The sequence below is a fragment of the Pseudomonas vancouverensis genome (assembly GCF_004348895.1).
GTDB lineage: Bacteria > Pseudomonadota > Gammaproteobacteria > Pseudomonadales > Pseudomonadaceae > Aquipseudomonas > Aquipseudomonas vancouverensis.
In genome coordinates this window covers 38555-50169 of the sequence record NZ_RRZK01000030.1, presented here as the reverse complement: position 1 = coordinate 50169, position 11615 = coordinate 38555, and the positions used below count along the sequence as shown (strand labels likewise).

General features: G+C 61.4%; 10 protein-coding genes. 4 read left to right on the top strand and 6 right to left on the bottom strand.

Going from position 1 to position 11615, the window contains the following annotated elements; translation table 11 throughout:
• Position 1: 1 nt before the first annotated feature.
• Positions 2 to 2125, bottom strand: coding sequence for a mechanosensitive ion channel family protein (locus EIY72_RS22395; protein WP_093229711.1), 2124 nt, complete (start codon positions 2123 to 2125; stop codon positions 2 to 4).
• Positions 2126 to 2430: 305 nt separating this feature from the next.
• On the opposite strand from EIY72_RS22395, the gene EIY72_RS22385 reads away from it, so the two are divergent.
• The 3 genes from EIY72_RS22385 to EIY72_RS22375 are packed head-to-tail and all read left to right on the top strand — an operon-like array spanning position 2431 to position 5490.
• Entirely contained in the window at positions 2431 to 3228 is a 798-nt protein-coding gene (locus EIY72_RS22385) for an endonuclease/exonuclease/phosphatase family protein (RefSeq protein ID WP_093229708.1), read from the top strand.
• A complete protein-coding gene (gene clsB / locus EIY72_RS22380) occupies positions 3225 to 4517 on the top strand; it encodes a cardiolipin synthase ClsB (RefSeq protein ID WP_093229705.1) in 1293 nt (430 codons plus the stop codon). The genes EIY72_RS22385 and clsB overlap by 4 nt, the downstream gene beginning before the upstream one ends.
• Complete coding sequence (locus EIY72_RS22375) at positions 4504 to 5490, top strand: lysylphosphatidylglycerol synthase domain-containing protein (protein WP_093229702.1); 987 nt, start codon at positions 4504 to 4506, stop codon at positions 5488 to 5490. The genes clsB and EIY72_RS22375 overlap by 14 nt, the downstream gene beginning before the upstream one ends.
• A gap of 149 nt (positions 5491 to 5639) precedes the next feature.
• Here EIY72_RS22375 and EIY72_RS22370 read toward each other — a convergent pair whose 3' ends face one another.
• The 3 genes from EIY72_RS22370 to EIY72_RS22360 form a co-directional block, all read right to left on the bottom strand.
• A complete protein-coding gene (locus tag EIY72_RS22370) occupies positions 5640 to 6398 on the bottom strand; it encodes an alpha/beta hydrolase family protein (RefSeq protein WP_093229699.1) in 759 nt (252 codons plus the stop codon).
• Positions 6388 to 7497, bottom strand: coding sequence for a DUF3182 family protein (locus EIY72_RS22365; RefSeq protein ID WP_093229697.1), 1110 nt, complete (start codon positions 7495 to 7497; stop codon positions 6388 to 6390). Before EIY72_RS22365 ends, EIY72_RS22370 begins: the two co-directional genes overlap by 11 nt.
• 323 nt (positions 7498 to 7820) lie before the next feature.
• Positions 7821 to 8804, bottom strand: a complete 984-nt coding sequence (locus EIY72_RS22360) for a GlxA family transcriptional regulator (protein WP_093229694.1) — start codon at positions 8802 to 8804, stop codon at positions 7821 to 7823.
• A gap of 101 nt (positions 8805 to 8905) precedes the next feature.
• On the opposite strand from EIY72_RS22360, the gene EIY72_RS22355 reads away from it, so the two are divergent.
• Positions 8906 to 9451, top strand: coding sequence for a cysteine hydrolase family protein (locus tag EIY72_RS22355; protein ID WP_093229692.1), 546 nt, complete (start codon positions 8906 to 8908; stop codon positions 9449 to 9451).
• A gap of 82 nt (positions 9452 to 9533) precedes the next feature.
• Here EIY72_RS22355 and EIY72_RS22350 read toward each other — a convergent pair whose 3' ends face one another.
• The gene (locus EIY72_RS22350; protein ID WP_007970128.1) at positions 9534 to 10049 is read right to left on the bottom strand and encodes a single-stranded DNA-binding protein; all 516 of its coding nucleotides are present in this window, start codon (positions 10047 to 10049) and stop codon (positions 9534 to 9536) included.
• A 9-nt stretch (positions 10050 to 10058) separates the two neighbouring features.
• On the bottom strand, positions 10059 to 11456 hold the full coding sequence (locus EIY72_RS22345; RefSeq protein ID WP_093229689.1) for an MFS transporter: 1398 nt from the start codon (positions 11454 to 11456) through the stop codon (positions 10059 to 10061).
• Positions 11457 to 11615: the final 159 nt, after the last annotated feature.

Genomic DNA, 11615 nt, shown 5'->3' with positions numbered 1-11615 from the left:
CTTACTGAGCGCGCGGCCGGTCCGGCATCAACACCGCCGAATGTTCTGGTTCGTGTTCAACTTCCGGTGGTTCCACGGGGTGCCGCGGCACCAGCGCCTGCTGTGGATAAGTCTGCGCGAAATGCACCCACGGGCTGTTATCCACAAGCTTTTTCAAACGCTGGTTGAATGCCCGACTCACCGCATATTGGCCGCCCGACACCGTGCGGAACTGCGCCGTCAGCACCACGCCATTGAGGTCCATCCGGTCGACGCCGAACACGTCGAGCGGGCCTTGCAGGTTGTACTTGAGGAACGGGTCGCCGCTGATCGAATGCCCGGCCTCACGAATTAGCTCGATGGCCTTGTCGACATCGGTGTCGTAGGTGAACTGCACCGAAAAGAACGCGTAGGCGAACTGCCGCGATTGGTTGGTCACCGCCTTGATCTGGCCGAACGGCACCGAGTGCACGAAGCCCTTGCCGTCCCGCAGGCGCAAGGTGCGGATGGTCAGGCCTTCAACAGTGCCGGCGTGACCGGAGTCGAGCACCACCCAGTCGCCGATGGACAGGGTGTCTTCGATGATGATGAACAACCCGGTGATCACGTCCTGCACCAGTTGCTGGGAACCGAAACCGATGGCCAGACCGATGACCCCGGCACCGGCCAGGAACGGCGCGACGTTGATCCCCAGATTGGCCATGGTGGTGATTGCGCAAATCACCACCAGGACGATTTTGATCGCGTTGCGCAGCAGCGGCAGGATAGTTTTCACCCTGGTGCTTGGCTGGCGTGCCGAACGCTTGTTGACCGGCGGCTTCAGCGCCTCCTGGATGGCGGTGTCGAGCACCACCCAGACCATCCAGGTCACCAGGAAGATCAGGCCGATGTGGCTCAGCGAATCACTGATCGCTCGGCCCACCGAGTTGCTCACCGCGAACTCGAACAACGACACGCCCCAGATCCGCCCAAGGATATCGATGAAGACGATGGCCATGCCGATGCGCAGCAAGGCGTGGGACAGGTTGAGAAAGCGTTCCTTGTAGGCACTGCTGCGGCGAACATCCGCCTCACTGCGTGTTTTGAACAGATGGTGCAGGCTGGTACTGAGGAACACCGTGGCAATCAGTAGCACCGTGGTGAACAGCGCACTGCGCATGACTTTCTGGTTGTCGTCGCCGATGCCGACCAGGTTGATGACCGAGACCAGCACCATCAACAGGATCGGCCAGTACCAGAGCCCGGAAAAAATCCGCAGGGTTTCACGCAAGGCTGGCTGCTTGGTCCGTTGCGCCAGCGGCAGGATACGGATCACGTGGGCCACCGGGCGGCGCATCCTGATCACCAGCAGGCCGAAGGCGACCGACGCGGCCGTACCGGTGAACACGGCAACGCTGCTGGTGAGGTTGTTACCCAGTTGATGGGCGATCTGCGGGCTGGTCAGGGCATCGCTCAAGGCGACCAGAAAACCGATGCCGAACAACGGTCGCGGGCTTTGCTCGCGAATGATCTGCACGGCCCGACGCTTGTGGCCGGCGTTGAACATCACCACCAATGACATGACCAGCGACGCGGCAAAGACCCCGGCGCTGGTGGCATAGGCAAAGGACAACGCCAGCGCCCGCCCTGCGGAAACCGGCACGAACTGACTGGCGTAAATGGTCAGTGGCAGGCTGATTACCGCCGGCAATGTGTAGGGCAAGACATAACCGAGCAAGGCCTGACCGCGCTCGCGGCTGAGCAGTAAACGGTGTCCGCACAGCCGTCGCGCCATCCAGCGGCCGAACGACCACAGCCCGGCGAACACGGCCGCCCAGACGCAGGTCAGCAAGAGGAAGTCGCCAGCAACGCTCCAGGGCGAACGAGCCGACGGTCGATTGACCAGTTGATCCACTTCATCGGCCGCGCGGTCCGCGCGCAGGCGCCAGGCGTCGAGCAGGTTCTGGTTGAGGTCGAGTTTGTCCTGCACCTCATCGATGCTCGAACTGATCGCCCCAAGCAAGCCACCCTGTACCAGGGGTTCCGGATGAGCGGGTGGTGTTGCGGCGCTGGCGGACGGCAGCCCCGGAATCCCCGCGGCTTGCAGCTCCTCGCTGCCAAAAAACAGCAACGCTCCCAGTAATATCGCGGTCTTGAGCCTGATCAAAGCACCCGCTCCCTTGGCTGTGACTGTAAGGAACTGATCAAAAAATGCCGGGCAAGTTCGCCCAAGGCCCGTGAATGTGCGTTGCAGAGCATCCGCAAAGACAGTAGCACGCATGGCCCGCGGGCTCCTACGGCGCGCCCGGTCGCTGCCGTCGGTAATGCCGTCGAAACTTTCGCTGCCGTACGCCAGTCATCCCAAGATAACGACAGTCGGAGCGGGGGCGACATGGTGACGATTCATATCGGTATTTCAGGTTGGCGCTACACGCTCTGGCGGGGTGGCTTCTACTCCGACGGGCTGCTGCCATGAGCCTCCCGGAACCGGTCGGCGTCACCGATGAACAGACGCCCATCAATACCGCTGTGCAGCGTTTTACCGTGCTGACGGTCAACACCCACAAGGGTTTTACCGCCTTCAACCGCCGTTTCATCCTGCCTGAGCTGCGCGAGGCCGTGCGCAGCGTATCGGCCGACGTGGTGTTTTTGCAGGAAGTGCACGGCACCCACGAACAGCACCCCAAGCGCTACAACAATTGGCCGACGATGCCGCAGTACGAATTTCTCGCCGATACCCTGTGGCCGCAGTTCGCCTACGGCCGAAATGCCGTGTATCCAGAGGGCGATCACGGCAATGCCTTGCTGTCGAAATTCCAGATCATCCGCCACGACAACCTCGACGTGTCCATCAGCGGTCACGAGAACCGCGGGCTGTTGCATTGTGTGTTGCGCCTGCCCGGCGATGGCCGCCACGTACACGCGATTTGCGTACACCTGGGCCTGCGCGAGGATCACCGCAGCGCCCAGCTCAGGTTGCTGACCGAGCGCCTGAAGGACTTGCCCGATGACGAACCGGTCATAGTCGCCGGTGACTTCAATGACTGGCGGCAACGCGCCGATGCCCTGCTCCGCCCCTGCGGTTTGCGTGAAGTGTTTGCCGAGCACCACGGCAAACCGGCGCGCAGCTTTCCCGCCCGCCTCCCGACATTGCGCCTGGACCGCATCTACGTGCGCAACCTCAAGGCCCGCCAGCCACAGGTGCTGACCACACGCCCTTGGTCGCATCTGTCCGACCATGCCCCGCTGTCCGTGGAGATCGAGCTATGAGCGAGCAATTGATGGACAACACCACGATTGAGGCGATCCCGGCACCACCAATGCACGAACCGACCACGGTCGACGTCGAGTACGGCTGGCAAGGCAACAACCGTGTCGAGCTGCTGGAAAACGGCGAGGCGTACTTCCCCCGGGTCTTTGAAGCATTGCGCCAGGCGCAGAGCGAAATCCTCCTGGAGACGTTCATCCTGTTCGAAGACAAGGTCGGCCATGAGTTGCAGCAGATCCTGATCGACGCCGCGCAGCGGGGCGTGCGTACCACCGTCAGCCTCGACGGCTTTGGCTGTGGCGAACTGAGCACCGCTTTTCTCACCGCCCTGACTGCGGCCGGCGTGCACCTGCAGATGTTCGACCCGGCACCGAAACGTCTGGGTATTCGCGTCAACTGGTTCCGCCGGCTGCATCGCAAGATAGTGGTGGTGGATGGCACCGTGGCCTTCGTCGGCGGGATCAATTTTTCCGCCGATCATCTGGCCGACTTCGGCCCTGAAGCCAAGCAGGATTACGCCGTTGAAGTGCAGGGCCCGGCAGTAGCCGACATTCATCACTTCGCCCTGATGCAATGCGGTCGCCCGGTGCGGGCCAAATACTGGTGGCAGCGGCGTCGGCAGCGGCGCACGGAAATGGCCTTCAGCGAACACGATGGCCAGGTCCGGTTGGTGTATCGCGACAACGGCGAGCATTCGACCGACATTGAACAGGTGTATCGCCTGGCGCTGCGCAAGGCCCAACGCCGGGTGGTGATCGCCAACGCCTATTTCTTTCCCGGTTTTCGCCTGCTGCGGGAAATCCGCAACGCGGCCCGACGCGGCGTCGATGTGCGGCTGATCCTGCAGGGCCAGCCGGACATGCTGGTGGCCAAACTGGCCGCGCGCATGACCTACGACTACCTGCTCAAGTCCGGGGTGAAGATCTACGAATACTGCGACCGTCCGCTGCACGGCAAAGTCGCGCTGGTGGACGACGAGTGGAGCACAGTCGGCTCGAGCAATCTTGATCCCTTGAGCCTGTCGATGAACCTGGAAGCCAACGTCTTGATCCGCGACCGCAGCTTCAATCGATACCTGTTCAAGCGACTGCAAGACCTCAGCGATCACCATTGCAAGATGATGTCACCGGACAACGCACCCCGCGGGCGGATCTGGCACATGACCGTCGGCTTCCTGGTGTTTCACTTCCTGCGGCATTTTCCGGCCTGGGCCGGGTGGTTGCCGGCGCACAAGCCGCATTTGAAACCCTACCCTCGGCCGACCGGGAGCGCTGACCATGAGCCGCGCTGAAAGCCCGTCGGCGACACACACTCACACGCCGGCGAAATCTCCCTGGAGTCGCTGGAAACGGCCGCTGACCCTGCTGTTTTTTCTGTTGCTGATCGTGATGTTCACCCTGCTCGCCCAGCGCATCGAATGGAACGAAGTGTTCGATACCCTGGCCGATTTCAAGGTACGCACCTTGATCATCGCGTCCGGGCTGACCCTGACCAGTTTTCTGGTGTACGCCTGCTTCGATTTGATCGGCCGCAGTTACATCCGTCAGGACCTGACGTGGAAACAGATCCTGCCGGTGGGCGTCATCAGCTACGCCTTCAATCTGAACCTGAGTGCCTGGGTCGGCGGCATCGCCATGCGCTATCGCCTGTATTCGCGACTGGGGGTGAGCAAAAGCAATATCGCCAAGATCCTCGGCCTGAGCCTGGCGACCAACTGGTTCGGCTACATGGTGATTGCCGGCGCGGTGTTCAGCAGTGGGCTGGTGCGCATGCCGCCGGGCTGGAAACTCAGCAGCGCGGCGCTGCAGGGCGTCGGCATCCTGTTGCTGCTGGTGAGTGCCGGGTATCTGGCGGCCTGTCGGTTTTCCAAACGCCGGGAGTGGGCGATTCGCGGCGTGGAAATCAACCTGCCGTCGCTGCGCATGGCCACGCTGCAACTGGCCCTTGGGGCGTTGAACTGGTCGTTGATGGCCGCGGTGATTTTCACCCTGCTGCCGAGCAAGCTGGATTATCCGCTGGTGCTCGGCGTGCTGCTGATCAGCGCCATTGCCGGGGTCATCACGCACATTCCGGCGGGGCTCGGTGTGCTGGAAGCGGTGTTTGTCGCCTTGCTGCAGCATGAAGCGTCGCGAGGAAGCCTGGTGGCGGGGTTGCTGGCGTATCGGGCAATTTATTTCATCTTGCCGTTGCTGATTACGCTGGTGATGTATCTGCTGGTGGAGGCGAAGGCCAAGGCGTTGCGGATCGAGAAGAAACCTGGATGAATTTTGCGCCTATGCGGGCCCCTTCGCGGGCAAGCCCGCTCCCACTGGATCGAGTCGTACCAAAACTTGGCGGTTGACGCGAAATCTGAGGGAGCGAGCTTGGTCCGGGCGGCGCTCCGACGATGACGGCCGCAAGAACACCCTATCTCTCAAGAAGACTGAATAATGCTCAACCGCTCCCCGACCACCATCTCGGTAATCCAGTCCACCAGAATCGATGTGTAGGCCTGCTGCGAAACCGGATCGCTCAAGGCATGATCGGCGCCATCGATGATCCGGTGGGTCAGTGAATGCGTCTGCTGACAGGCCGCGCGATAACTCATGATCGTTGCGTGGGGCACGTAATCATCGGTTTCCGACTGCACCAGCAAGACATCCCCGGTAAATTGCGAACAGGCATGCAGGGCCCGATTGCTGTCGGCGCGCACCAGAGTGCTGCGGTAATCGCGCAGGTCCAGCTTGTCCAGATCGCGTTTGGGCGTATGCCATTGCTCATCGCGATACAGCGCCGGCACGCGCAATGCCAGCCAGCGCACCGGCCGCAGCGAAGTCAGGATGGAAGCCAGATAACCACCGTAACTGGTGCCCACCACCGCAATCGCCGAGGTATCCAGCGCCGGGTGCGCCAGCAGGCGGTCATAGGCCGCCAGCAAGTCGCGCAGGTTGTCTTCGCGAGTCACCCGCGACAGTGGAATACCCGTGCCGCCGGTGTGCCCACGCAGGTCGAACGTCAGGCACACACAACCGAGCCCGGCAATGCCCTTGGCCCGTTCCAGGTCGCGCTCCTGGCTGCCGCCCCAGCCGTGCACGAACAGCACGCCGGGGACTTTCGATTTGGGACTGAGAAAAGTCCCGCTCATCTGCTCGTTATCGATGTCGATCGCAATGGATTCGCTTCTAGCCGTCATAGGATTTGACCGTCACGTACTTGAGGAGAAATTCGCTGTCCTGTGCAGGCCCACGGTACACCTCGATGGCGTCCGCCGGCAGCGCCTGATCGATGTAAGTCTCGACCGAAGACACCTGAATGGCGTGCATCGCCGGATCGTTGATAAAACTCTGCAGGGCTGCCACTTCCGCACTGCTGGCCCCGCCCAGGCGCCAGGATTGTTCGAGTACGCCGCTGCGCGGTTTACCGGTACTGTCGAGGCCCTGGGCGATGTCGTAGTTGCGCCGCGACGCATAAAACCCGGGATAGGCTTCGTCCGCCGCCCGGTCAAATACCTGAGCCTGGTGAATGGCCAGTCGCACGTCGTCGGCCAGTTCCAACTTCAATAACTCATCATAGTCGCCCTGCACTACCAACAAATCAGACCCGCCATACACGGCCTCGCCCTGCGGATCTTCTGTCAGGTATTGCTCACCGCAGTAACTCAGTACCTTGCCCGCGACGAAGCTCTGGCCGACGCTGTGGGTGATGACCTGGCTCAAGTCCTGTTCGAGTACCACGCCTTCGCTGAACAGCTTCTTGGCATCGGGTCTGGCCAGCACGGCATCGAATTGGTCGAGGCTATCGATCACTTCCTGACCACGCCCGGCGCAGGCATGAATGGGCTTGAGGCGGATCGGCCCGGCGTACAGCAAGTGCTCGGCTGCGGGGCGAGCATCCTCGAAGGAAAACACGCTCAGACCATCCAGCACCACGCTGCGCACCCGTTGGGAAAACAACGGCGACCAACCTTCTGGCGCATGGGCATGATGGTTGAGCAGACCGTGGCTGATGGCCTTGGTGCAGATGAAATCATGCTCGACATAACCGCCCCACAAATCCTCCGGGCCCCGGACGCCCAGTTCCCGGGCGGCCGCCGCGCCCACCAGGGTTTGCGTCGGCAACAGGTACAAATCGCGACCGCGGTGCAATTGCGCGTCGTAAATGCCGCCGTACTTGAGGCCCAGAATGTGCGCCAGCCAGCGCGCCAACGCCCGATTGGTCTCGACTTCGTGCTGCGGCGCGTCGGCGAGCAGCGAATGGGCGACTACCAGTTTCTTGCGGTCGGTTGGGGTCATGCGTCCCCCTTCAATCGGCGCTTGATGAGTGTGGGGATTGGGGTGCAGGGATCAGGCCAGAGCCTGGCTTGGCGCAAGGGGTTTTAAATCAGGGTCTTGCGAACATCGTGATGGCACAGCGCCTGTTTTATTCTGCACGACGTGGCTTTGGGCTGGGGCATTTTGCACGATGGCGCTTCGCCCCGATCCTGTAGGAGCGAGCAAGCTCCGGGCGGCGCTCTGACGATTGCGATGTGTCGGACACCTCGATGTTGAATATGAGGCCGCCATCGTCGGAGCGCCGCCCGGACCATGCGCGCTCCAACAAGGGTTATGCGGTGCAGCTAGCGCCCGGGTCTTCCACCAAACCGCGCCCGATAATCACTCGGCGCCAGCCCGGTGATTTTCTTGAAGGTCGAGCGAAACGCTCCCGGGTCCTGATAGCCCACGGTCCAGGCGATGTGATCGATGGTGCCATTGCTGAACTCGAGCATTTCCCGCGCCTTGCCGACCCGCAAGTGCTGGCAGTACTCGGTAGGCTTGAGCCCGGTGGCGGCACGGAATCGACGCAGGAACGTGCGTTCCTCCAGCCCCGCCCGCTCAGCCATTGCGGTCAATGACACGTCCGTCGCACCGGTACTTTGCAGCCAGTGTTGTACCTTGAGAATCGGCCCGTCGCCATGGCTGAGAATCGGCGCAAAGTTGCTGCCGCACTCACTGGCGCTGTCACTGTGTTCCACTACCAGGAAACGCGCGGTCGCGGTGGCGATGCTCGGCCCCAGCAAGCGGTCGACCAGGCGCAAGCCCAGCTCCGACCAGGCCATCAACCCGGCCGTGGTGATCAGGTCGCCGTCATCGACGATGGGCGTATCGGCCTTGAGCTTGATCGCGGGATAACGCTCGGCGAATTTTTTCGCCGAGCTCCAGTGCGTAGTGGCGCTGCGGCCATCGAGCAATCCGCTTTCGGCGAGCAGGATCGAACCGACGCAGACCCCGCCCAGGGTCGCGCCACGGGCATGCTGTTCACGTAGCCAATCGATCAAGCCTTGGGGTGCCTGGTCCTCGGTGAAACCGGCAATCGAGGGCGGGATCAACACGGCCACCAGGTTGCGGTCCGGACCTGGGTGGCTGTCGTGGATTCGTGCCGGCGCCTGATCACCCTCTACTTGCCAATGACTGACCCGCAACAACGGCAACTGCACAGCCTGATGATCGGCGGCGATGCGGTTGGCCACATCGAACAGGTCGGTCAACCCATGCACCGCTGCCATTTGCGCGCCTGGGTAGATAAGCACCGCCAGCTCGGCGATTGACCTTTGTGCGTCCATTGTCAGTTTTCCCCCTGTTATTGTCGGTGCGGCCAATCCTCGAATCGACCGCCAGCGCCAATACTTGATTCCACATCCACACACACACCAAGGAAACAGTCATGGCCAAGCAAGCGCTCATCCTAGTCGATATCCAGAACGACTACTTCCCTCAAGGCAAATGGCCATTGGTCGGTGCAGAGTCCGCCGCAGACAATGCCGTGCGCGTACTCAATGCCTTCCGCGATGCCGGTGATTCGGTGATCCACATCCGCCACGAGTTCACCTCGGCCGAAGCTCCATTCTTCACCCCCGGCTCGGAGGGCGCAAAGCTTCACCCAAAAGTCGTCAACCGCGCCGACGAACCCGTGGTACTCAAGCACTTCGTCAATTCGTTCCGCGACACCCACCTGCAATCCGTACTCGACGAGCAAGGCATCAAGGAGTTGGTCGTCGTGGGCAGCATGAGCCACATGTGCGTCGACGGCATCACCCGCGCGGCGGCGGACCTGGGTTACGCCGTGACGGTGATCCACGACGCCTGCGCGACACGTGATCTGGAATTCAACGGTTTGACGGTGCCAGCGGCACAGGTGCATGCGGCGTTCATGGCATCCCTGGCGTTTGCGTATGCCAGCGTAGTGTCGACCGATGAGTTTCTGGCGTAACAGCTGATCGATCCGGAAAAAAAAAAGGCCCGTAGCGTTTTGGCGCTACGGGCCTTTTTATATCAGCCGATCAAGCGAATGCTCAGAACGGGATATCGTCATCAAAGCTGTCGAAATCCGGAGCCGGTTGCGGAGCCGCCTGTTGTGGGGCCGGACGCTGTGGCTGCTGTTGCGGCGCAGGACGTGGAGCCTGCTGGCGCGGAGCGGATTGCTGGTAGTTGTTACCGCCGCCCTGGCCCTGCTGGTCGCCCTGTGGACGGCCACCCAGCAGTTGCATGGTGCCTTGCATGTCGACCACGATTTCGGTGGTGTAACGCTTGATGCCGTCTTTTTCCCACTCGCGGGTCTGCAGCTTGCCTTCGATGTAGACCTGCGAACCTTTACGCAGGTACTCGCCGGCGATTTCCGCAACCTTGCCGAACATCGACACACGGTGCCATTCAGTCTTTTCGACTTTCTGACCGGTTTGCTTGTCGGTCCATTGTTCGCTGGTCGCCAGACTCAGGTTGGTCACGGCGTTACCGTTAGGCAAGTAGCGAACTTCGGGATCCTGGCCGCAAGTGCCGACCAATATGACTTTGTTAACCCCACGGGCCATAACGTTCTCCTAGGCTACGCACGCTGCCTCGGCCGGGTTGTTCACCAGGCGCTCAAGGGTGGTGCGATCCAATAATTCGGTATCCAGTTTGATGTAAATCGCCGCTTCGTCCGCGACAATCACTGCATCTGTTACCCCTACGACCGCCTTCAGGCGCTCAACCAGACCCGCTTCGCGGATCGCCTCAGGCGACAACGGCAAGCGCAGGCTCGTGACGTAGGGAGGTTCACGCATGGTAACAGCAAAGGCCAGCCAGAGGGCAGCCAGACCGGCGCATCCGAGGAACACAACCGACAGACCGCCATGCTGGAACAGCCAGCCGCCGAGAATGCCGCCCAGTGCCGAACCCAGGAACTGACTGGTGGAGTAGACCCCCATCGCCGTGCCTTTGCCCCCCGCCGGTGAAACCTTGCTGATCAGCGATGGCAATGAAGCTTCCAGCAGATTGAACGCGGTAAAGAACACCACGGTGCCAATCACCAGAGCCCGCAAGCTGTCGCCGAACTGCCAGAAGAATAGCTCAGTGAGCATCAGCGTCACGACGGCGCCGATCAAAACTCGTTTCATTTTGCGTTTCTTCTCGCCGTAGATGATGAACGGGATCATGGCGAAGAACGAAACCAGCAACGCGGTCAGGTAGACCCACCAATGCTGCTCCTTGGGCAACCCGGCTTTCTCGACCAGCGCCAGGGGCAAGGCGACGAAGCTGGACATCAACATGGCGTGCAACACAAAAATGCCGAGGTCCAGGCGCAGCAGGTCAGGATGTTTCAACGTCGGGATCAGCGCCTGACGGGCGACACCCGACTCACGGTGCTGCAGCGGCCCCGTGGAGCGAGGCACCATGAACATCACGATCAGGATGCCGAGCAGCGCCATGCCACCGGTGGCAAGAAACAGCCCGGACAGCCCGAAGGCGCGGGTCAGCAACGGACCGACGACCATGGCCACGGCAAACGAGAGACCGATGGTCATGCCGATCATGGCCATGGCCTTGGTGCGGTGTTGTTCGCGGGTCAGGTCGGACAGCAAGGCCATGACTGCCGCGGAAATCGCGCCGGCGCCTTGCAGGATACGGCCGGCGATCACGCCCCAGATCGAGTCGGCCTGAGCCGCTAGCACGCTGCCAAGGGCGAAGACTATCAGGCCGATATAAATGACCGGACGTCGACCGATGCGGTCGGAAATGAAGCCGAAGGGAATCTGGAAAAAGGCCTGGGTCAGGCCATAGGCGCCAATCGCCAGGCCGATCAGGGCAGGCGTCGCTCCGGCCAGATCCATGCCATAGGTCGCCAGGACCGGCAACACCATGAACATGCCAAGCATACGGAAGGCGAACACCAGGGCCAGACCGCTTGCTGCGCGGGTCTCGCTGCCACTCATACGCTCGCTATGGGGATCGTGCATGGAATAACCTCGTGTGAACCGGCGGCGATTCTACCAGTCCCATCGATTGACGGGATATATCGCGACGCTTTGCCGCGCATTGCTGACACACTCTTCATGTAAGACAGCCGTTCACGCGTTTGATAGTGTGCATCCATCCAGTATTTGGCCGTATACTCC

Bases quoted from the DNA above. Each gene is read 5' to 3' on its own strand.
- EIY72_RS22385 (WP_093229708.1), top strand. From the start codon at position 2,431: ATGAGCCTCCCGGAACCGGTCGGCGTCACCGATGAACAGACGCCCATC.
- clsB (WP_093229705.1), top strand. From the start codon at position 3,225: ATGAGCGAGCAATTGATGGACAACACCACGATTGAGGCGATCCCGGCA.
- EIY72_RS22375 (WP_093229702.1), top strand. From the start codon at position 4,504: ATGAGCCGCGCTGAAAGCCCGTCGGCGACACACACTCACACGCCGGCG.
- EIY72_RS22370 (WP_093229699.1), bottom strand. From the start codon at position 6,398: ATGACGGCTAGAAGCGAATCCATTGCGATCGACATCGATAACGAGCAG.
- EIY72_RS22365 (WP_093229697.1), bottom strand. From the start codon at position 7,497: ATGACCCCAACCGACCGCAAGAAACTGGTAGTCGCCCATTCGCTGCTC.
- EIY72_RS22360 (WP_093229694.1), bottom strand. From the start codon at position 8,804: ATGGACGCACAAAGGTCAATCGCCGAGCTGGCGGTGCTTATCTACCCA.
- EIY72_RS22355 (WP_093229692.1), top strand. From the start codon at position 8,906: ATGGCCAAGCAAGCGCTCATCCTAGTCGATATCCAGAACGACTACTTC.
- EIY72_RS22350 (WP_007970128.1), bottom strand. From the start codon at position 10,049: ATGGCCCGTGGGGTTAACAAAGTCATATTGGTCGGCACTTGCGGCCAG.
- EIY72_RS22345 (WP_093229689.1), bottom strand. From the start codon at position 11,456: ATGCACGATCCCCATAGCGAGCGTATGAGTGGCAGCGAGACCCGCGCA.